This is a genomic window from Chitinophaga costaii, from assembly GCF_900094705.1.
Classification (GTDB): domain Bacteria; phylum Bacteroidota; class Bacteroidia; order Chitinophagales; family Chitinophagaceae; genus Chitinophaga; species Chitinophaga costaii.
Genome location: NZ_FMAR01000001.1, coordinates 626981 through 650184 on the forward strand (window position 1 = coordinate 626981; position 23204 = coordinate 650184).

The 23204-nt window shown below is 46.8% G+C and carries 17 protein-coding genes and 2 tRNA genes; 2 read left to right on the forward strand and 17 right to left on the reverse strand.

Annotated features, from left to right (window positions below):
• Positions 1–26: 26 nt before the first annotated feature.
• Positions 27–1352 (forward strand): alpha-L-fucosidase, encoded by a 1326-nt coding sequence (locus tag GA0116948_RS02300; RefSeq protein ID WP_089708595.1) that lies wholly within the window; start codon positions 27–29, stop codon positions 1350–1352.
• Between the two features lie 45 nt (positions 1353–1397).
• The gene (locus tag GA0116948_RS02305) at positions 1398–2963 is read left to right on the forward strand and encodes a M81 family metallopeptidase (RefSeq protein WP_089708596.1); all 1566 of its coding nucleotides are present in this window, start codon (positions 1398–1400) and stop codon (positions 2961–2963) included.
• 100 nt (positions 2964–3063) lie between these two features.
• On the opposite strand, the gene GA0116948_RS02310 is transcribed toward GA0116948_RS02305, so the two are convergent.
• From GA0116948_RS02310 to tuf, 17 genes are all read right to left on the reverse strand, one after another.
• A complete protein-coding gene (locus GA0116948_RS02310; protein WP_089708597.1) occupies positions 3064–3816 on the reverse strand; it encodes a hypothetical protein in 753 nt (250 codons plus the stop codon).
• A gap of 487 nt (positions 3817–4303) precedes the next feature.
• A tRNA-Gln gene (locus tag GA0116948_RS02315) sits at positions 4304–4374 on the reverse strand.
• 86 nt (positions 4375–4460) lie between these two features.
• Positions 4461–5510 carry a glycosyltransferase family 9 protein gene (locus tag GA0116948_RS02320; RefSeq protein WP_089708598.1) on the reverse strand — a complete coding sequence of 350 codons (1050 nt, stop codon included), beginning with the start codon at positions 5508–5510 and terminating at the stop codon, positions 4461–4463.
• Positions 5494–6099: a DUF4254 domain-containing protein gene (locus GA0116948_RS02325; protein WP_089708599.1), complete on the reverse strand. Its 606-nt coding sequence runs from the start codon at positions 6097–6099 to the stop codon at positions 5494–5496. Before GA0116948_RS02325 ends, GA0116948_RS02320 begins: the two co-directional genes overlap by 17 nt.
• A gap of 565 nt (positions 6100–6664) precedes the next feature.
• Positions 6665–8098, reverse strand: a complete 1434-nt coding sequence (locus tag GA0116948_RS02330) for an APC family permease (RefSeq protein WP_170876063.1) — start codon at positions 8096–8098, stop codon at positions 6665–6667.
• Between the two features lie 120 nt (positions 8099–8218).
• Positions 8219–8815, reverse strand: a complete 597-nt coding sequence (locus GA0116948_RS02335; protein WP_089708600.1) for an OmpH family outer membrane protein — start codon at positions 8813–8815, stop codon at positions 8219–8221.
• Positions 8816–8958: 143 nt separating this feature from the next.
• Positions 8959–9684, reverse strand: a complete 726-nt coding sequence (locus tag GA0116948_RS02340) for a DUF4397 domain-containing protein (RefSeq protein ID WP_089708601.1) — start codon at positions 9682–9684, stop codon at positions 8959–8961.
• Between the two features lie 241 nt (positions 9685–9925).
• Positions 9926–14224 (reverse strand): DNA-directed RNA polymerase subunit beta', encoded by a 4299-nt coding sequence (rpoC, locus tag GA0116948_RS02345; protein WP_089708602.1) that lies wholly within the window; start codon positions 14222–14224, stop codon positions 9926–9928.
• 110 nt (positions 14225–14334) lie between these two features.
• Positions 14335–18144 carry a DNA-directed RNA polymerase subunit beta gene (gene rpoB, locus GA0116948_RS02350; protein WP_089708603.1) on the reverse strand — a complete coding sequence of 1270 codons (3810 nt, stop codon included), beginning with the start codon at positions 18142–18144 and terminating at the stop codon, positions 14335–14337.
• A gap of 221 nt (positions 18145–18365) precedes the next feature.
• Entirely contained in the window at positions 18366–18734 is a 369-nt protein-coding gene (gene rplL, locus GA0116948_RS02355) for a 50S ribosomal protein L7/L12 (RefSeq protein ID WP_089708604.1), read from the reverse strand.
• 110 nt (positions 18735–18844) lie between these two features.
• A complete protein-coding gene (gene rplJ / locus GA0116948_RS02360) occupies positions 18845–19375 on the reverse strand; it encodes a 50S ribosomal protein L10 (protein WP_089708605.1) in 531 nt (176 codons plus the stop codon).
• A 49-nt stretch (positions 19376–19424) separates the two neighbouring features.
• Entirely contained in the window at positions 19425–20114 is a 690-nt protein-coding gene (rplA, locus tag GA0116948_RS02365) for a 50S ribosomal protein L1 (RefSeq protein ID WP_089708606.1), read from the reverse strand.
• Between the two features lie 44 nt (positions 20115–20158).
• On the reverse strand, positions 20159–20602 hold the full coding sequence (rplK, locus tag GA0116948_RS02370) for a 50S ribosomal protein L11 (protein ID WP_089708607.1): 444 nt from the start codon (positions 20600–20602) through the stop codon (positions 20159–20161).
• Positions 20603–20894: 292 nt separating this feature from the next.
• Positions 20895–21479: a transcription termination/antitermination protein NusG gene (gene nusG, locus GA0116948_RS02375; RefSeq protein ID WP_089708608.1), complete on the reverse strand. Its 585-nt coding sequence runs from the start codon at positions 21477–21479 to the stop codon at positions 20895–20897.
• 11 nt (positions 21480–21490) lie between these two features.
• Positions 21491–21688, reverse strand: coding sequence for a preprotein translocase subunit SecE (gene secE / locus GA0116948_RS02380; protein WP_089708609.1), 198 nt, complete (start codon positions 21686–21688; stop codon positions 21491–21493).
• A gap of 167 nt (positions 21689–21855) precedes the next feature.
• Positions 21856–21926, reverse strand: a tRNA-Trp gene (locus GA0116948_RS02385).
• A 57-nt stretch (positions 21927–21983) separates the two neighbouring features.
• Positions 21984–23171, reverse strand: coding sequence for an elongation factor Tu (gene tuf / locus GA0116948_RS02390; RefSeq protein ID WP_089708610.1), 1188 nt, complete (start codon positions 23169–23171; stop codon positions 21984–21986).
• Between the last annotated feature and the right edge of the window lie 33 nt (positions 23172–23204).

Genomic DNA, 23204 nt, shown 5'->3' on the forward strand with positions numbered 1-23204 from the left:
CCCTCGTTAAACATAACTAACGTAATATGAAATATGTTTTTTTATTGCTGCTGTTAGGATGGACGCCCTACCTCAAGGGCCAGTCTAATATAACGCCGGATTCCGTTCGCCCCAAAATGCAATGGTTCTCCGACGCCAAACTAGGCATCTTTATCCACTGGGGAATATATGCCGTAAAAGGAGTGGGCGAAAGCTGGAGCTTTCACAATAAAACCATTTCTTACCCAGACTATATGCAACAACTACAAGGCTTTACCGCTTCCGCATACGATCCAGACGCATGGGCCGCCCTTATTAAAGAAAGCGGTGCCCGTTATGCAGTAATGACGGCCAAACACCACGATGGTGTTGCTTTATGGAACACAAGGCAAAATCACTACAGCGTGGTGAAAAATACGCCGGCAAAACGTGACCTGCTCCTACCATTTTATAAGGCCCTCGATAAATATGGCATTAAAAGGGGCATTTACTTTTCCCTGCTCGATTGGAGCCACCGCGATTATCCAGCCTTTACAAAAGATAGCAACCGGTACGACATTGCCGCAGATCCAAAACGCTGGGAGCGCTTCCTCCAATTCGACCGTGCACAAATGGAAGAACTAAGCCACACCTTTAAACCAGACCTCTGGTGGTTCGATGGAGATTGGGAACATAGTGCCGCTGAATGGAAGGCCCCTGCTATCCGCAAAATGCTGTTGAAAGATAATCCCACCACCATTATCAATGGCCGGTTACAAGGGTATGGCGATTATGAAACACCGGAACAGAACTTCCCCGTAACCCGGCCAGCGTTCGACTGGTGGGAGCTTTGCATGACGATCAACAACAACTGGGGCTATCAACCCCAGGACACGAATTGGAAAACACCCTACGAAATCATCACCATTTTTGCAGACGTGATCAGCAATGGAGGTAACCTCCTGCTCGACATGGGACCAAAACCAGACGGCAGTATTCCTCCGCCAGTAGTTACCCTTTTACAGGAGCTGGGCCAGTGGGATAAAAAATATGAAAAGGCCATTTTCAATACCGTAGGCGGCTTACCTCCAGGACATTTTTACGGGCCTACCACCCTGTCGAAAGATTCCATGAGCCTGTATCTTTTTATCCCTGCTAAAACGCACGGCGAAATCATGATCAAAGGATTAAAGAATAAAATAAAAAGCATCCGCGAAGTAGGAAGCAACACTTCCTGCGATTATAAAATAGTAGGAAAAATATCCTGGAGCCCCATTCCTGGCCTGGTATACATTCAGGTACCCGAAACGGTACAGGATAAATATATGACCGTACTGGAAGTAAAATTAGACAGCCCACTACGCCTTTACCGTGGCAAAGGCGGCCTTAAATAAAGGCAGGTAACGGACTTATAAAAATCATACCTAAAACATTTATTTATGAAATGGTACGCTTTATTACCTATCGCTCTCTGCCTGCATACGAGTACCGGATGGGCACAACAAACAGCATCACACGTTCCCCGTATTGCCATTGCAGGCCTGGCCATTGAATCTAGCACCTTCTCCCCGGCACTTACCGATGAAGAAGCATTTCACGCCAAATACGGCATGGCTGTACTGTCTACCTATCCTTTCTTCTCACCAGATTCTTCCATCCGTAAACAAGCGCAGTGGTTTCCCGCTATCGTAGGACATTCTTTGCCGGGTGGGGCCGTTACAAGAGAAGCCTATGAATCGCTGGTGCGCAAAACGCTGGATTCATTGAAACAACACCTGCCCTACGATGGTCTTTTCTATGACATTCACGGCGCTATGAGCGTGGTAGGATTGAACGATCCGGAAGGCGATTTCATTACCCGCATTCGCAAAGTAGTGGGCAAAAAGACGGTGATCTCTACATCCATGGATTTGCATGGTAACGTATCCTGGCGATTGGCTGAATGCAGCGACCTGATTACCTGCTACCGCAAGGCCCCGCACGAAGATGCCATGGAAACAAAAAAAAGAGCGGTGGTGAATTTACTGGAACGCCTCCACAGCGGTAAGGGAAAACCCGCTTATAAAGCCTGGATACCCGTGCCTATTCTCTTACCGGGAGAACAAACAAGTACCCGCATTGAACCAGGAAAAAGCCTTTACCAGGAGGTAGCGCCCGCAGCTGCTCAACCAGGCATTGTGGATGCCGCCATCTGGATTGGATACGCCTGGGCCGATGAACCCCGCAATCATGGCGTGGTAATGGTTACTGGTGATGATAGCGTAAAGGTGGTAAGTACCGCAGAACGCCTGGCTAAAAAGTTTTGGGAAGCCCGTTCACAATTCGACTTTGTAGCGCCCAATGGCAGTTTAGAGGAGTGCCTGCAAAAAGCACTGCATAGTAAAAAAATACCTTTCTACATTAGCGACTCCGGTGATAACCCCACCGCAGGCGGTGCTGGTGATGTAACGTGGACCTTAACCCAATTGCTCAACAACCCTGCCTTTAAATCTCCCAATGGCCCCTCCCTGTTATATGCTTCTATCCCAGGCCCCGCATTGGTGGAGAAAGCAATTGCTGCCGGCGTTGGCGGCCACGTAGATGGTTACGCGGGAGCCACGGTAGACGCCCGTTTTGCGCCACCCGCCCACATTGTTGGTAAAGTAGAATCTATTGTGTACGGTGATATCGATGCCAAGGTGGAAGTAGCTATCCAGGTAGGTAGCCTCCACATTATCGTTACGCAAAAACGTAAACCCTACCATAAAGAACAGGATTTTACGAAGTTGGGATTGAATCCAAGAAAAGTCAATATCGTAGTGGTGAAAATTGGCTATCTGGAACCGGAGCTGTACGCTATGCAGGCAGATTGGCTGCTAGCCCTCACACCGGGAGGAGTAGACCAAGACCTGTATCGATTACGGTATCATAATATAGACCGGCCTATGTTCCCATTTGCCAAACAAATGCGTGATCCGGATCTTTCCGCACGACTGGTTCCATCCTATGATGATGAAAATAAGTAACCCAGCAGCCTTTTAAAATATGCTCCACACCTGCATGAACCTCCAAAGTTCATGCAGGTGTAGGAAGGCGCTTTATCGCGAATGATCCACATGCATAAACTTAATTAAGTCGGGAACAATCGTATTCCATACTGGTTTTTTCAACACTATTCGTATACGTACAAACATCAGACTGAATAAGGCCCCTATCATCAAAAGTGTAAGTGTATTGAGAAGTAAAATTTCCGTCACTTCTGGAACGAAACAAATGCTTATTTCGAATAATGACAGCCCCATAATTGGATATATCACTGTGCCTCAGCGGTTCTGCGTCCGTGGCATATTTATCGGTATAATAGGTATAATATATGGTATAACCTGAGTTGAATTTACTACTAACACAATCTCCATCAACGAATTTATAAGTTGTAGTATCTATAGAAAAGATTTGCCCCGCATAAGATCCTAGTGTTTGGATCTTATACTGTAGTTCTCCCGCAGCATTATAGTAATACTTATTCAGGATATAATACTGGCGGTCTTTGAAAAGTACTTTCGTTTGTACAACCCATTTCTTGCTATTAAGAATAGTGGTATCATAAGCATAATCCAAATGCACGTCATTCGGAGTTACGTAAATGAAACTATCTTTGTAGGAATAAATGTAATACCTTGTTCCTTCATCCCTAAGAATCAGCCGCCCATCGCTGTCATAGCTATATTTAGCGGTAGTGATATAAACATTATTACCATCTTTTAATGTATCATACGTTACAGATACTCTACAGGAATTATTTTTAGAACTGCTTTTTTTGCAGGCTACCGATAAGAAAAGGAATACCAACAAGGTAATATAGGAACGGGGTATATGCATAGCATTACATTTTGGGCTAAGATAGTAAGGCTATAGACCTATTTGCTGGCTATTTATTAAGTGGCGCATATGAATAAGCCTGTAACATCAATTAACAACTTCTCCCCGTGGCATAAGAGCGTATGCGCTCCTCATCAAACAATTCCCAATAGTCTTACATTTAAATAGTGATGGGAGCTTTATAATAAACCTTCAAATACAGCAGCCTATTTTTCCTATCGTAACACCAACGACGGCAGATTATAAGGGTGCAGGAATAAAGTCAACCAGCCATGTAGATAAAATGCAGGCTTTTTTTCACTTCATCCCAGGTACAGACAAGTAAAGTTTATGCCATAGCGGTAGTGCAACGATCATAAAAAAAATGAAAACATTTAGAAAAAAAACACCAGCAAAAGTTCAAAACAAAAAAGAACCTTTTTTAATTCATCGCAACTCATTAAAAATAAGTTGGAAAAAATTAAAAAAGGTTCACTTTCTAATTTAGTTGTCCCACCTGGATTCGAACCAAGACAATCAGAACCAAAATCTGACGTACTGCCATTATACTATGGGACATCTTATTGATTGGGATGGCAAAATTATAAAAATTCTACACTTCACAAAAAAAACTTTCAGCTCCTACCTGTTTTTCCGCAAAATAGTCAGGATTCGAGCAGTACCGCTCTCACCCGTTCTACCACCTGCATCGGCTCCAGCCACTCCATACAGGCATGATCTCCCCGGTAACAGGGCTTGTTACCAAATACAGAGCAGGGCCTGCATGCCAGGCTTATCTGCACCGCGTTGGCCGCTGGCTGCCCATAACCCATAAAACCCGCGTACGGGTGGGTAGCACCCCATACAGACACCACCGCCGTGCCCCGCAGGGACGCCAGGTGCATATTTGCCGAATCCATACTCACCATTACATCCAATTGCTCCATCATGGCAAGCTCCTCCGACAAACTAAACTTACCCGCCACACACACCGTGTTGGGATTATCTTCCGCCAGGGCCGCCAATTGCTGAATCTCGCCGGGGCCACCACCAAAAAGAAATACCCGGGTATTCGCGTCGGTAGATAACACATTCATCACCGCCTCCATCTTTGCCAGCGGATACATTTTTTCCCGGTATGTGGCAAAAGGAGCAATGCCTACCCAGCGCTGGCCCGGCTCCTTGCTGCCTGTTACCTGCAACATGGAGGCAGCAAGCGAAGAATTTCGTATAGGCGATACCGTTATACCTCCCACCCCCAGTTGGGCAAACACGTCGCGATAACGCTGCACCGTGGTTTTTTGCGGTTGAAATATTTTATGGTCCGGTCGCGTAAGCGCCTTTTTTCCTGCCCTCCCCTTGTCTATCACCGCGATCTTTTTGCCACTCAACGCAAAAAAAGTGCGCAGGATACGCGCCCGCAACACCCCATGCAAATCGGCCACAGCGTGAATGCGGTATGCCTGGCGTATTTCGCGGAACAAACGAAACAAGCCAGGCACACCTTTGTGCCGCCCTTTAACGTCTGCCCCCACCAGGTGCAGGCGCGATATGCCTTCCCCCAGGGCCAGCCAGCGCTGGTTAGTAACCAGCACGATCTCCAGTTGAGGATTGGCCGCCAGCATTTCCCGGATCACGGGAATGGTCATGGCGGCGTCTCCCAGGGCAGAGAGGCGAATGGCCAGTAAGGTAAATGGTTTATTTGTTGCCTGCATACAACACCGGATTCAGGGAAGGATCGTTGTACATCTTCATTTGCTTATACACTTTCATGTATTTAGTGCCGGCTGCAATGTCCGCCAGTAGCGCCTCTATTGCCCCACACAGATCGGCGCGCTGGGTAAGCAGCACCTCCAGCTTTTGCTGGCAGGCGGCACGGTGCGCAGCAGTGGCATCGGAACGCTGCGCTTCCTCCTCCATGTGATAAATTTTTAACGCCAGGATAGACAGGCGGTCTACTGCCCAGGCAGGACTTTCGGTATTAATCGTAGCATTCGCCGCAGGCGTAACACCCTTATATTGTTCCAGGAAATAACTATCTATATACTCTACCATATCCGTGCGCTCCTGGTTAGAGCGATCTATCCAGCGTTTAATTTTTAATGCTTCCACCGGATCTATATTCGGATCGCGGATAATGTCTTCCAGGTGCCACTGCACCGTATCAATCCAGTTCTTAGCATACAGTAAATGCTCAATGCTGGCCTTTTCATAAGGATTCTGGAGGTGGGTATACACATCATCCTTTACATGATAATCGGTAATGCTCTTGCTGAATACCTGCTGACAAACGGTTGTAAACATGCAGCAAAAGTAGTTAAATAAACAAAAAAGCGCATCGTAGAAACAATGCGCTTATTGTAAAAGATTGTCATGTGAATGTTCGAGAATGCAAATCGTGTTGCTTAATGGCTAATAGGAAACCAGCCAGGTCCGCTACAATAAGTTTACAAGGGCAAAATGCCTTTGTTTCAAAAGTTGACATAAGTAATGATGAAATAAATACGGTATTTAGAAAATGGCGATAACAATAATTTAATCAATGAATTTAAAATGAAATTTCTTAACGTGTTTTTCCCAGGGGATCTTTCCAAAGGCTAACGTTCGCTTATCTTTCCAGTTTCTCTCATACCTTCCACTGCAACCAATAGATAAATGGGACTTAATGACTACCAGGTTAAAACAATAAATATGTCTTGTTGATGATTATGTATGCAATGTAGCCGATCTGGTTGTCAAAAATACAGCAGTTGGCATTTTTCACTAAATTGGATAAGTCTGGTAGAGAACCATCCACCAGGCATATTGGGTAACGACATCTCAAAAAGCCGCCTGTTTTCATAAGACGGCCTTGCATATAAACAACTTATTACGCCTTCCGCTTTGCCAGGTAATACAAAGGAATGCCCAGCAATATAATGCCCAGCCCCGGCACGGTATAATTAGATTCGAACCGCAGTAGCAACAAAGCCAGTACCGCCGCCACCACGATGTACAAGGCCGGCAGTACCGGGTATCCAAAAGCCTTGTAAGGACGCGGCAACTCCGGGCGGGTGCGGCGCAGCACAAAAATACCGGCGATGGTCAGGATATAAAATATGAGTACCCCGAAGATCACCATTGATAGCAGATCGCCGTAACGCCCGGTCAGACACAGGAAACTGGCCCAAAAACATTGTATCCACAACGCATACGCAGGTACGCTGTTCTTGTTTAGAGTACCGGCCTTTTTGAAAAACAAGCCGTCTTGGGCCATCCCATAATAAATGCGGGCGCCCGATAAAATAAGCCCATTGTTGCAGCCAAAGGTGGATACCATGATCATCACCGCAATAATGATAGCCCCCACACTGCCAAAGGTGTTGATAGCCGCTACCACCCCAATGCGGTCGTCTGGCGTAAAGGCCAGGTCATGAAAGGGAATTACCGCCAGGTACATCAGGTTGGCACTCACATAAATGACCGTCACGATAAAGGTGCCGAGAAACAAAGACCGTCCAATATTTTTCTGTGGATCCTTGATCTCTCCGGCAATGAAGGTTACATTGTTCCAGGCATCGCTGGAAAATAAAGAGCCTTTCATGGAAATAGCAATAGCCCCCAGCAATGCCATACCAGATAAGAGAATGGGCGAGTCCAGCGGCTTGGGAATGGCGTCTTTAGTAGCAATGTGCTGAGGTATCCACGCATGGGCCCAGTTAGCATCCCAAATGTTTTTGTGAGCGCCCAGTAAAAAACCAAACACGATAAGCCCAAATAAGGAAAGCAATTTGGCCAGGGTAAAAACGGTTTGTATGATCTTGCCGCTCTGCACCCCCCGGGTATTAATGTAGGTAAGCACAATTATGGATACAATGGCCAGCACCTGCGCCGCTGAAATATTCACCCCCACTATACTAAAAAGAATGTTATCCGTACCCACAGCAGGTATCAGGTAAGCTGTATATTTGGCGAATGCCACCGCCACTGCCGCAATGGTGCCGGTTTGGATAACGCCAAACTGGGTCCAGCCAAATAAAAAGGCAATGAAAGGATTATAAGCCTCCCGCAGGTATACATACTGGCCACCAGCCTTGGGAAACATGGCCGATAGTTCGCCGTAGCTCAGCGCCGCGATCAGCGTCACCACGCCAGCCAATACCCACATCAGCGTGAGCCACCCCGCCGATCCTACTTCGCGGGCAATCTCCCCCGACACTAAAAAGATGCCCGATCCAATCATAGACCCCGCCACAATCATGGTGGCATCGAGTAAACCCAGCGAGGGTTTAAAGGTATTTTGCTCATTTTGGTTGATACGCATGCAGGTGGTTTAATGTGAATGGTTTGGTTCGCCTTATAGCAGTGGGTAGGTATAAAAAATCCCGGTTGTGTTAGAACCGGGACTTTAAGATAAATATTTTTATGGGCTTTTGCTACTTGATTATTTGGTGTTCATACCCTTAATCACATCCGCAGTGATGTCGTAAGACTCATCGTGATACAAAATGTTGCTGGCGCCGGCACGGTAAGAAAAGATATAAGAATAGCGCTTATCTGCATTGTAAGTCTTCAGGAAAATGTCCAGTTTCTTTTGCAGTTCATCATTGAATTGCGATTCTTGGGCAGCATATTGCTGCGACATGGCCTGCCGTTTCTGCTCCAACTCCTGCTGTTTAGTGTACAAGGCACGCTGAATAGATTCCACTTCGCTCTGTGTCATGGTATTGGCCTTCTGTTGGTATTGGGCAGCTTCATTCTGCAAGGCGGTGGCATTGGCTTTCAGCTCATTGTCCATGGCTTCCTGCTTCTTCTCCAGTTCTTTTTTTCGCTGAATGAAATAATCGAAATGCGCTTCCAGCGAATCGAGATCCACGTAAGCAATTTTGAAATTACTGGCAGCGGTAGTCGCAGTAGCAGGAGCAGCGGCACCCGCTGCAGAAGTAGTGGTGTTGGTGCCTTGGTTTTTACAAGCAGTCATACTACCGGCAACGAATAATGCCAGCATTCCTTTTTTCACAAAGTTTTGCAAAGTGTACATGTTTACAGTTGGATTATAGCATCCTGCAGATACAGGTGTTTTAATTTGACGGGCTAAAATAGTGTTTATTATGATAAAATAACCCCTGCCAGCGCCGTATCATAAGAATTTAGTTTTCTTTTAACGCGTATCATCACCACCTCCTATTTCCAATGCCGGTAGCTAAAAACCTTAAACTGATCGGCGCGCAGCAAACTACCGGATGTATAGATCGTGTAAATATGGGTAGAATCCATTTTTAAGGTAATGCTATCCCGGCGCATATAAGCAGAATCGCTGAGCAACCGGAAATAAAATTTATGGGTACCCGGCTGTATGGTCCGGAAATCACCCACCTGGGGAAATACCATTCCATTGTACAGCAGCACAGAATCGGCATCCATCATCACCGTCATGGGCTGCCGCAGGGTGGTTGCCCCGTCAATTGTACTGCTCAGGTCTATCACCCGCACCTTGCTATTCTGCTCCACGGGCGGCGTAAGGTCGTCGTCCGTAGCCAACGCCGTGATATTGGGCTGATTTTCTGCCGGCAAAGTATCATACACAAGATAAAATGAAAAGCTGTGGTTATTCCGGATAGTCAGCTCACCGGCACTCACCGTTGCATTCGTGGAAGCGTTAATGATGCCTACCGTATAGAGTTGTGCGCGAAACACAGAAAATACCGAAGTATCACCGGTCACCAGGTGATTAGCAATTTGTGTGCTGTCTAAAAACACGTTGAAGGCAGGATAACCCGCATTGGCTGGCACGGAATTAAAGACCATCACGCGGCCATGGGTTTGAGGAATGATGTCTTTGTCGTCCTTGCAGGCCGTGTAAACGACAGCAATGGCGGCGATCAACAAAATATACAGGAGCGGCTTCATGTCTGTATGCGTTTCAGGTTCCAAATGTAAAGCGTTAATATGGAAAATACGCGGGTCAATTAACCCGCCAATTATTCTTCCGGCATCACCACCTTATTTTTCCCGCGATCTGGTGGTAAAAACACTTCCGGCAAGGCTATTGGTAAACGATCGCCCGCAAGGCAGCAGGAAGTACCTCCTGAAAGCGAAAAGCCCCGCCGGTTTACCAGGCAGGGCTTTTTGCTTAAAACTATTTTCAGCACTATTCCTCTTCGTCAAACTGGAATACTTCCTTGGAAGAAGCGAGGATGTCGTACTCTTCTTTCGAACCTACGATCATATTCTCGAACTCCCGCAGACCTGTACCGGCCGGGATCAGGTGACCGGTGATCACATTCTCCTTCAGGCCCAGCATATCATCTATCTTACCGTTAATGGCGGCAGAAGACAATACCTTGGTTGTTTCCTGGAACGATGCAGCGGAAATCCAGCTATGCGTACCCAAAGAGGCTTTGGTAATACCTTGCAGCAGCGGGCTGGATGTGGCAGCCTCCGCATCGCGGTATTCTACCAGGGCCTTATCTGCACGGCGCAATTGGCTGTTCTCTTCGCGCACCTGGCGCAGCGTCACGATCTGACCGGGTTTCAGCATAGCGCTTTCGCCAGCTTCCGTTACCACCTTCTTATCGAAGATGTTATCGTTTTCTTCCAGGAATTCAAATTTATCAACGGTATCACCTTCCAGGAACTTAGTATCTCCAGGATCTTCTATGCTTACTTTACGCATCATCTGGCGTACGATCACTTCAATATGCTTATCATTGATCTTCACACCCTGTAAGCGATACACTTCCTGTATTTCGTTCACCAGGTATTCCTGTACGGCAAACGGACCTTTAATGGAGAGGATATCTGCAGGGGTGGTAGAACCGTCAGACAACGGCGTACCAGCCTTCACGAAGTCACCATCTTGTACCAGGATGTGGCGGCTCAATGGCACCAGGTATTTTTTAACCTGCTGCTCACGGCTTTCAATGATGATCTCACGGTTACCACGTTTGATATTACCAAATGCTACCACACCATCTATTTCAGAAACAATAGCAGGGTTGCTAGGGTTACGGGCTTCAAACAGCTCGGTTACGCGCGGCAGACCACCCGTGATATCGCGCAATTTGCCGAGTACACGTGGAATCTTCACGATTACCTGGCCGGCCTTCACTGCTTCCCCTTCGGGTACTACGATGTGAGAACCTACTGGTAAGTTGTAAGATTTAACCTCTTTATTACCATCTACAAAAACAGACGGAATTTTATTCTTGTCTTTGGTTTCAATTACCACTTTCTCACGGTGACCAGTCTGTTCGTCTGCCTCTTCGCGGTAAGTAATACCTTCAATGATGCTGTCGAAACGGATACTACCCGCGATCTCAGATACGATAACGGCGTTATACGGATCCCAGTTGCAGATCGGATCACCTTTGGCTACTTTCTGCCCGTCTTTTACCAGCAGGGTAGATCCATAAGGAATGTTGTTAGTGATCAGCAAACGGTCGTTCTTTACATCCATGATACGAAGCTCACCCGTACGGCCTATAACCACCTGTACTTTTTCACCATCATTGTTTTCGTAAGTCGTGGTACGCAGACCATCAAACTGTACGGTACCATCGAATTTGGCAGGCATTATAGATTCTACTGAAGTAGAACCAGCCACACCACCTACGTGGAAGGTACGCAGGGTCAACTGTGTACCTGGTTCACCGATAGACTGTGCTGCGATGATCCCTACGGCGTCGCCACGCTGCGCGGTGTAACCGGTAGCAAGGTTTTTACCATAACATCTTACGCAAACACCCCGACGGCTTTCGCAGGTCAGTACAGAACGGATCTCTACAGATTCGATCGCACTGTTTTCTATTTTATGCGCAATGTCTTCGTTGATCTGCTGACCACCTGAAACCAGGAGTTCTTCTGTGATCGGGTCAAATACATCGTGCAGGGAAGTACGGCCCAGGATACGGTCGTACAGTGGTTCTACCACTTCTTCGTTGTCCTTCAGGGCGGTGGTGGCTATGCCACGCAGCGTACCACAGTCTTCTTCAGTTATTACCACATCCTGTGCAACGTCCACCAGACGACGGGTCAGATAACCTGCATCCGCCGTTTTCAGTGCCGTATCCGCCAGACCCTTACGGGCACCGTGCGTAGAGATGAAGTATTCCAATACGTTCAGACCATCCTTAAAGTTAGACAGGATAGGGTTTTCAATGATCTCAGAGCCAGTAGAGCCACTCTTACGCGGCTTGGCCATCAACCCTCTCAAACCAGCCAACTGCTTGATCTGCTGTTTGGAACCACGCGCACCGGAATCCAGCATCATGTACACAGAGTTGAAGCCTTGTTTATCGGTAGCCAACTCGCGAATGAGGGTTTCGGTCACTTTGGTATCCACACGCGACCATATGTCAATGATCTGGTTGTAACGTTCGTTGTTGGTGATCAACCCCATGTTATAGTTGTCCCACACTTCATCCACTTCACCGGCAGCGCCATCAATCATCTGCTGTTTTACTTCAGGAATGATCAGGTCATTGATGTTAAAAGACAGACCACCACGGAATGCCATACGGAAACCGAGTTGTTTAATGTCGTCCAGGAACTTCGCTGTTTTCGGGATATCGGTGTATTTGATGATGTCACCAATAATTTCCCGCAGTGATTTCTTCGTCAGCAAGGCATTTACATACCCAGCTTCCTTGGGAACATGCTGGTTAAAGATCACACGGCCTACGGTCGTTTCAATCAGTTTAATTTCGAGACCGGTATCATCATCCTTCCGCACAGAGGCTTTCACCCGGATGTGTGCGTGCAGGTCTATACGATCTTCGTTATAAGCAATGATTACTTCTTCTGCAGAATAAAATGCTTTGCCCTCGCCGCGTACAATTTCATTACCAATGGTCTTTTTACCTTTGGTGATGTAATACAGACCGAGTACCATGTCCTGTGAAGGCAGGGTGATCGGCGTACCATTCTGCGGGTTTAGGATGTTGTGAGAAGACAGCATCAGCAATTGTGCTTCCAGCACAGCAGCATTGCTCAATGGCACGTGTACCGCCATCTGGTCACCGTCAAAGTCGGCGTTGAACGCAGAACATACCAGCGGATGCAGCTGAATGGCTTTTCCTTCCACCAGTTTAGGCTGGAAAGCCTGGATAGACAGGCGGTGCAGCGTAGGCGCACGGTTTAGCATCACCGGATGTCCTTTCAGTACATTTTCCAGGATGTCCCACACCACAGCTTCTTTACGGTCTACCAGCTTCTTGGCCGATTTTACAGTTTTTACAATACCTCTTTCAATGAGCTTGCGGATAATGAACGGTTTGAACAGTTCCGCAGCCATATCTTTCGGCAGGCCGCACTCATGCAGTTTCAGCTCAGGGCCTACCACGATAACGGAACGACCGGAGTAGTCTACACGTTTACCGAGCAGGTTCTGACGGAAACGGCCTTGTTTACCTTTCAGTACGTCAGAAAGTGATTTCAGCGCACGGCCTCCTTCGGCTTTCACCGCATTAGATTTGCGGGAGTTGTCGAACAGGGAATCCACGGCTTCCTGCAACATACGTTTTTCGTTACGCAGGATCACTTCCGGCGCCTTGATCTCAATCAGGCGTTTCAGGCGGTTATTACGGATAATTACGCGGCGATACAGATCGTTCAGATCGGACGATGCAAAACGGCCACCGTCCAGCGGAACGAGGGGACGCAACTCTGGCGGTACCACCGGGATATACTGCATCACCATCCATTCCGGACGGTTGTCCACGCGGCCATTGGCTTCGCGGAATGCTTCTACCACGCTCAGCCGTTTCAGCGCTTCCGCTTTACGTTGCTGGCTGGTTTCGGTAGCGGCCTGGTTACGCAATTGGTAAGACAAGCTATCCAGTTCAATACGTGCCAGCATCATTTCCACCGCTTCCGCACCCATCTTGGCGATGAACTTGTTCGGATCTTCATCCGGCAGCAGTTGGTTATCTTTTGGCAGCGTATCTAAAATATCAAGATATTCTTCTTCAGTGAGCAGATCACCATAGTTCAAACCTTTTTCCTGCTTAGCGCCCGGCTGGATTACCACATAACGTTCGTAGTAAACGATGGTCTCCAATTTCTTGGAAGACATACCCAGCAGGTAACCAATTTTATTAGGCAGGGATTTAAAGTACCAGATGTGCACCACAGGCACCACCAGGCGGATATGGCCCATTCTTTCGCGACGCACTTTCTTCTCGGTCACTTCCACACCACAACGGTCGCATACGATGCCTTTATAACGGATACGTTTGTACTTTCCGCAATAGCATTCGTAATCTTTCACCGGCCCGAATATCCTTTCGCAGAACAATCCATCACGCTCCGGCTTGTAAGTACGGTAGTTGATGGTTTCAGGCTTCAGCACCTCACCATAGGAGCGCTCCAGGATGGTATCCGGGGAGGCAAGGCTAATGGTAATGCTGCTAAAATTTGATTTGGGACGATTTTCTTTCTTAATGGCCATGTATGAGTTATTTAAAGAAAATTCAAGGAGAGTCTATAGCCGGCAAGCCACAAGCAGCAAGAACTTTCGTTTCCTTGCGGCTTGCAGCTTGGGCTGATGGCTTATTGCAATTAATCGAACTTCAGATCCAGGCCCAATCCACGTAATTCGTGGATCAGTACGTTGAAGGATTCCGGTACGCCCGCTTTCGGAATGTTATCGCCTTTCACGATAGATTCGTATGCTTTGGCACGGCCAACGATATCATCAGATTTGATGGTCAGTAGTTCCTGCAGGATATTGGCTGCACCATAGGCTTCCAGGGCCCACACTTCCATTTCACCAAAACGCTGTCCACCAAACTGCGCCTTACCACCCAGCGGCTGCTGCGTAATGAGGGAGTAGGGCCCGATAGAACGGGCGTGCATCTTGTCATCTACCATGTGGCTTAATTTAAGCATGTAGATAACACCCACGGTAGCTTTCTGGTGGAAACGTTCGCCGGTTTCACCATCGTAGAGGTAAGTATGGCCAAATTTAGGCAGCCCTGCCTGGTCTACGTAATCCGCAATCTCTTCGGTAGTAGCACCGTCGAAGATAGGGGTAGCAAATTTAACACCCAGTTTCAGACCAGCCCAGCCAAGTACGGTTTCGTAAATCTGGCCCAGGTTCATACGGGAAGGTACGCCCAGCGGGTTCAGTACGATGTCTACCGGAGTACCATCTTCCAGGAACGGCAAGTCTTCATCCCGCACAATCTTGGCTACGATACCCTTGTTACCATGGCGGCCCGCCATTTTATCACCCACTTTCAGCTTACGTTTGCTGGCCAGGTATACCTTAGCCAGTTTCAGTACGCCAGCTGGCAGTTCATCACCGATGGAGATATTAAATTTCTCCCGTTTGTAACGGCCCAGTTCTTCGTTGTACTTAATGTTATAATTGTGCAACAGAACATTAATCTGGTCGTTCACTACTTCGTCGGTGGTCCAGTTCAGCGGGTTTACGTTCTGGAAGTCAATATTGCCCAGATTCTTCTGAGAGAACTTAGAACCTTTGGAAATCAGTACTTCTCCATAAGTGTTGGTAATACCAGAGGATGTTTTTTCCTTCAGCAGCGTCAGCAACTTACTCATCAGCACTTCCAGCAAGTCTTCTTCATTCTTCTGGTGAATCTTTTCCAGCTTCTCAATCGCCGCTTTTTCACGGGTCTTGGAATTCTTATCTTTTTTGGCGCGGGAGAACAATTTTTTGTCGATCACCACACCTTCTGTGCTAGGGGGGGCCTTCAAAGACGCATCCTTCGCATCAGAAGCCTTGTCGCCGAAAATAGCCCGGAGGAGCTTTTCTTCCGGAGAAGGGTCAGACTCACCACGGGGGGTGATCTTACCTATCAGGATGTCGCCTTCTTTAATGTGGGCGCCCACCCGGATGATACCGTTTTGATCAAGGTCTTTGGTGGCTTCTTCACTCACGTTCGGAATATCTGGCGTCAGTTCTTCTTCACCCAGTTTGGTATCGCGTACTTCCAGTTCATACTCATCGATATGGATAGAGGTGAACAGATCTTCACGGGCTACCCTTTCGGAGATAACGATGGCATCCTCAAAGTTGTAACCTTTCCATGGCATGAAAGCCACTTTCATGTTACGACCCAGGGCCAGTTCACCACCACGGGTGGCATATCCTTCGGTCAGGAAGTCACCTTCTACCAAACGCTGGCCTTTCTTAACAGCAGGGCGCAGGTTGATACAGGTACTCTGATTGGTCTTAACGAATTTGGTCAGTTTGTAAATGATCAGATCATCTTCGAAGCTCACCAGCTTTTGCATTTCATCGCGTTCATAACGCACATGAATTTCATTAGCATCTACAAATTCAACCACACCCTTACCTTCTGAAGTGATCTGCAAACGGCTGTCGCGGGCTGCCTTACCTTCCAAACCAGTACCAACAATAGGCACCTGCGGGTTAATAAGCGGCACCGCCTGGCGCTGCATGTTTGATCCCATCAGCGCACGGTTGGCATCATCATGTTCCAGGAACGGAATCAGGGATGCACTTAACCCTACAATCTGGTTAGGCGCCACATCCATGTATTCTACGTCGTCTTTATCCAGGATCGGGAAGTCGCCGGTTTCACGCGATTTAATTTTATCGGAAATGAAATGACCTTTATCATCTAGTTCTGCATTGGCCTGTGCAATCTTCACGCTGTCTTCTTCTTCAGCGCTCAGGAATTTCACATGCTGCATGTCTACCTTACCATCCTTCACTTTGCGATAAGGCGTTTCGATGAAGCCCATCTCATTAATCTTGGCGTGTACGCACAAGGTAGAGATCAGCCCGATGTTCGGACCTTCCGGTGTTTCAATCGTACAAAGACGGCCATAGTGAGAATAGTGTACGTCACGCACCTCAAAACCAGCGCGTTCGCGGCTCAGACCACCGGGGCCCAGCGCGGAAATACGACGCTTGTGCGTGATCTCAGACAACGGGTTGGTTTGATCCAAAAACTGAGACAACTGCGAAGTACCGAAGAATGAGTTGATCACGGAGCTTAATGTTCTCGCATTGATCAGGTCTACAGGCGTAAATACTTCGTTGTCGCGCACATTCATTCTTTCACGGATAGTACGGGCCATACGGGCCAGCCCTACACCAAATTGCGCATACAGTTGTTCACCCACAGTACGTACCCGGCGGTTAGACAAGTGATCGATATCATCGATTTCTGCCTTACCGTTGGTCAGTTGTACCAGGTATTTGATGATGGAAATAATGTCGTCCTTCGTAAGCACCTTCATGTCCAAAGGAGTAGGCAGATTCAACTTGCGATTGATCTTGTAACGGCCTACATCCCCGAGGTCATAACGCTTATCGGAGAAGAACAGTTTATCGATAATACCACGGGCGGTTTCGTCATCCGGCGCATCGGCACCGCGCAGTTGGCGGTAGATGTGCTGAACGGCTTCCAGCTCGGAGTTAGAAGTATCTTTATTTAAGGTGTTGTAGATGATGGAGTAATCACCGCTCACTTCTTCTTTCTGCACAAACACACTCTTAACATCCATGTCCAGCACGAGGTCAATATTAGTCTGATCCAGGATGCTATCGCGTTCCAGGATTACTTCATTACGCTCGATAGACACGACTTCACCGGTGTCTTCATCTACGAAATCTTCTACCCAGCTGCGGAGTACGCGGGCAGCCAGCTTTTTGCCGGTATATTTTTCGAGATTTTTACGATCGGCTTTCACCTCATCCGCCATGCCGAAAAGCTGGAGAATGTCTTTATCTGTTTCGTATCCAATGGAACGCAACAGGGTGGTTACCGGGAATTTTTTCTTACGGTCGATGTAAGCATACATCACGTTGTTGATGTCGGTTGCAAACTCCATCCATGCGCCCTTAAAGGGGATTACTCTCGCAGAATAGATCTTCGTACCGTTGGGATGAACCGACTGTCCGAAGAACACACCTGGCGAACGATGCAACTGAGATACCACGACACGCTCAGCACCATTGATCACAAACGTACCACGGGGGGTCATGTAAGGAATATTTCCAAGGAATACATCCTGTACAATGGTCTGGAAGTCAACGTGCTCTTCATCATTACAACTGAGACGCAGTTTCGCTTTCAGTGGTACTGAATACGTTAACCCACGCTCAATACACTCATCAATAGTATAACGCGGAGGATCTACAAAGTAGTCCAGGAACTCCAGGTTAAAGATATTGCGGGTATCCGTAATCGGGAAGTTCTCTTTGAATACTTTAAAAAGGCCTTCGTTATTTCGCTTATCAGGAGTGGTTTCTAATTGGAAGAAATCCTTGAAAGATTGGATTTGGATAGCCAACAGATCCGGTGTCTCAGTAATTTGTTTGATCTTTCCAAAATTTACTCTTTCGCTTGTTTGGGCTTTTTTTAGAGACATATTCGAAGTTAGCTGTTATATGACAAGTATAATTAGGGGAAATTAAGCTTTCTTTGCCAAAATACCATCATAAAAGTTAATTCCCTAACCGGTGGCTCGTTTCACGGGCAATGAAACGTTTCCCTGAAGCCTCCGAAAAAGGTACCTTCCCAATTGGGTTAAGGCCAAAAGCACCGAAGCGCTTTTGACCTTATAAAGAGGTATTATAATTATGCAAAGAATTACTGAATTTCTACATCAGCACCAGCGTCTGCCAGCTTAGCTTTCAGGTCTTCTGCTTCCGCTTTGCTTACACCTTCTTTAATAGGTTTCGGCGCACCGTCTACCAATTCCTTGGCTTCTTTCAGACCCAAACCGGTCAGGTCTTTTACTACCTTTACCACGTTCAGTTTGCTGGCACCTGCGGCTTTCAGAATTACGTTGAAAGAAGTTTTTTCTTCCACGGCTGCTTCTGCACCAGGACCTGCTACTACTACTGCTGCAGCAGCTGGTTCAATGCCGTATTCGCTTTTCAGCACGTCTGCGAGTTCCTGAACTTCTTTAACGGTAAGACCTACTAATTGTTCGGCCAATGCTTTAACGTCTGCCATTGTTATGATAATTTAAAGTTGTTGTTGAATTTGATTTGTTTACTAAAATTATAGTGAAGCTTGGAAGCCTTTGTTAATGAGGCCCGGCATATACCGGAACCACGAAGTCCTTACTCTGCAGCAGGAGCTTCTGCTACGGCGCCTTCTTTCTTGCCTTTTTCCAGCAAAGCAGCAATTACGCGTTTTGCAGGAGATTGCAACAGACCCAGTACGTCGCCAATAAGCTCGTTCTTAGTCTTAATGGCTACCAGGGCCGCCAGTTGGTTGTCGCCAAAGTATACTTCCTCGCCCACGAAAGCAGCCTTCAAAACAGGCTTGGTTTCTTTCGGGCCTGAAGCCTTACGGAAAGAAGAGATGATCACCGCTGGCTCTTTCGGACTGTCGGAGAACATCAGGGCAGTTACACCGTGCAGGGCTTCATAGATACCACTGTACTTTTCGCTGTCCAAAGACTCCAGGGCCTTACGGATCAGGGTGTTCTTGGCCACTTTCAATTCTACCTGCTTGTCGAAGCACACACGACGCAGATCATTCACCTGAGATACGGTCAGGGATTCTGTGTTGGTGATGTAGAAGTTGCTATATTGAGAGAACTTGCTTTTCAGCAGTTCGATCACTTCGTTTTTTTGTTCTTGATTCATGACTTTGATTTTGTAATTAAACGGTTTAATGCCTGCACTAAACTGTCAATTAGTTTTGAACGGATTTAGTGTCAATTACAATACCCGGACTCATGGTGCTCGCCATGGACAAGCCTTTCAGGTAAGTACCTTTTGCAGTGGAGGGTTTCAGACGCACAATGGCGTTGATCAGTTCCTGAGAATTTTCTTCAATCTTCTCGGGAGCGAAAGAAATACGGCCAATAGATGCGTGGATGATACCAGCCTTATCTACCTTGAACGTAATCTTACCGCCTTTCACTTCATTTACCGCAGCCGCCACATCATTAGTAACAGTACCTGTTTTAGGGTTCGGCATCAGGTTACGCGGGCCGAGGATTTTACCCAACTTACCAATTTTAGGCATTACAGACGGTGTAGCCACGATAACGTCTACATCGGTCCAGCCACCTTCAATCTTGGTAATGAATTCATCCAGTCCTACGAAATCGGCACCAGCACTCTTTGCTGCTTCCTCTTTATCAGGAGTGCAAAGCACTAACACTTTCTTCGTTTTACCAGTTCCGTGTGGAAGCGTAACAGAGCCACGGATAGCCTGGTCGGCTTTCTTAGGATCTACGCCTAAGCGGATATGCAGATCGACAGAACTGTCGAATTTAGTGCAATTAAGGTCTTTTACAAGTCCTGCAGCTTCTTTCAGGGAGTAGATCTTATTCTTCTCAACCTTGGTATCTGCTACTTTTCTTTTTTTCGTTGCCATTTCTTAGCGTTTTGAGTAGTTTACCTGTTGCCAGGGGTTGCAAATTAGTTTTCCCAAGGAGCTTTACCGTCCACAGTAACACCCATAGAACGGGCAGTACCAGCCACCATTCTCATGGCGCTTTCCAGGGTGAAGCAGTTCAGGTCGGGCATCTTGTCTTTGGCAATAGCCTCTACCTGTGCCCAGGTTACCTTACCTACTTTATTACGGTTAGGTTCTTTGGAACCACCTTGCAACTTAGCAGCTTCAAATAGCTGAATAGCGGCGGGGGGAGTTTTGATAACGAAGTCGAAAGACTTGTCGGTGTAAACGGTCAGTACCACGGGCAGTACTTTACCGATTTTATCCTGGGTTCTTGCATTAAATTGTTTGCAGAACTCCATGATATTTACGCCTTTGGAACCCAGTGCGGGACCAATTGGAGGTGCAGGGTTGGCCTGGCCACCTTTCACCTGCAATTTTACGTACGTTGCAATTTCTTTTGCCATGATGAAGTATATAGTTTGGTTAAAACGTCCGCCACGTCTGTGGCAAACTCCCAAAGTCAGGTGGAAAATTACCTTTTAAAGGGGATGCAAAGGTAAAGAATAATATTTCTCTAAACAAAAAAATCGAAATCGGGAAACCAAGTTTGCTAACTTACACTCCCCTATTGAGGAAATTTTACAAATTCAAGACAAACCAAACTGCTTTCCTATACCTGGAGAATGCCGCCTTTTCCTTTAAATAATAAGGTCTGCACCTATCGGTACAGACCCTCTAAATATATGTAAGTAATCCTTAGCTTAGTTTTTCTACCTGCATAAAGTTCAGCTCTACCGGCGTAGCACGACCAAAGATCTTCACCGTTACTTTCAGCTTCTTCTTGTCCTCTATCACTTCTTCTATCACCCCGTTAAAATCATTGAAAGGTCCGTCAATGATCTTAATAGTTTCACCAACAATAAACGGTTCGCTCATAGTCATGCCCTGATCGGAAAGTTCGTCTACCTTGCCCAGCATCTTATTCACTTCTGATTTGCGCAGCGCAATAGGCTTTTCCTTACCCAGAAAATGAATAACACCAGATACCGTACGGATGGCCTGTATTACCTCATCGGTCATTTTGCCATCTATCGCTTCAATCATCACATAACCCGGATAAAAGTTTTTCTCGCGCATTACCTTTTTACCGGCCTGCACTTTGTAAACTTTCTCTACCGGCAGAAAGATCTGTGTGATCACATTTCCCCAATCACTACGACGCACTTCTATATCCAGGTATTCCTTTACTTTCTTTTCCTTACCACTTACTACGCGCAGTACATACCATTTGGTTTCAGGGGAGGGTGCGTTATTAACTACTTCTGTAATTTCTTCAGTCATTGTTGCAATGCTTATTTGGCAAACAAAGAATAATATTGGTTCAATACCAGGCTAGACACCTGATCCATACCCCATACCAGCAAAGTGATAACGATGGTGGCAGACAGCACTACAACGGTAGAAGACTGCAATTCACTCCACGTAGGCCAGGATACTTTATGTACCAGCTCGTGGTAGGATTCGCGGAAATAGTTTCTAACCTTATTCATGAGTAGGAAATTATTAGTAAAGGTGATGGTGTATTGTAAAATGGTAAGTTAGGCAGATTTAAGATTTTTACCAATAAATTCAAATGCTACCTAAAAAAAGGCAAGCGTAAACATTAATCTTCCGATTAATTATTAACGCTTCACCATTAACTTTTTAACCAATTATGCACGGGCAGTAGGATTCGAACCCACATCAAAGGTTTTGGAGACCTCTATTCTACCATTGAACTATGCCCGTGTATAAAGCCATTGGCAACTTACGCTGCCAATGGCTTATGTTGTGATTTGAAAAGGCTTATTTCAGGATCTCAGTCACCTGACCGGCACCTACGGTACGGCCACCTTCACGGATAGCGAATTTCAGACCTTTGTCCATAGCGATAGGCTGGATCAATTTAACGGTCAGAGAAACGTTATCACCAGGCATTACCATTTCAACACCTGCTGGCAGTTCTACCTCACCAGTTACGTCCGTAGTACGGAAATAGAACTGGGGACGGTACTTGTTGAAGAATGGAGTGTGACGGCCACCTTCTTCTTTGCTCAGTACATATACTTCGCATTTGAATTCGGTGTGCGGAGTGATGGAACCTGGCTGGCAGATTACCATACCACGACGGATCTGGGTTTTTTCAATACCGCGGAGCAACAGACCGGCGTTGTCACCAGCTTCACCTTCGTCGAGCAGTTTCTTAAACATTTCAACACCAGTACAAGTGGATTTCAGCGGTTCGGGCAGCAAACCAACGATTTCAACGTTTTCACCTACTTTAATACGACCGCGTTCAATACGACCGGTAGCAACAGTACCACGACCGGTGATAGAGAATACGTCTTCTACAGACATCAGGAATGGCTGATCAACTGGACGGGGAGGCAAAGGAATGTAAGAATCTACCGCATCCATCAACTGATCGATCGCAGCAACCCATTTTGCATCGCCAGCGAGTGCGCCGGTAGCAGAGCCCTGGATTACAGGAACGTTATCACCATCGAAACCGTTAGAAGACAACAGGTCGCGGATCTCAATTTCTACGAGTTCCAGCAGTTCTGGATCGTCTACCAGGTCTACTTTGTTCATAAATACTACGATCTGAGGTACACCTACCTGACGGGCCAGCAGGATGTGCTCGCGAGTCTGGGGCATTGGACCATCCGTAGCAGCAACTACCAGAATAGCACCGTCCATCTGGGCGGCACCGGTGATCATGTTTTTAACATAGTCAGCGTGACCTGGGCAGTCTACGTGTGCGTAGTGACGGCTTGCAGTCTGGTATTCTACGTGTGCTGTATTGATGGTAATACCTCTTTCTTTTTCTTCAGGAGCGGCGTCGATCTCATCGTATCCTTTCTTCTCTGCCAGGCCTTTATTGGCCAAAATGTTGGTAATGGCAGCGGTCAAGGTAGTTTTACCGTGATCCACGTGGCCGATGGTACCAATGTTTACGTGGGGTTTATCCCGCTTGAAGGTTTCTTTTGCCATTGTATTTTCTTTTTAGAAGGTTTGTAAAGATTG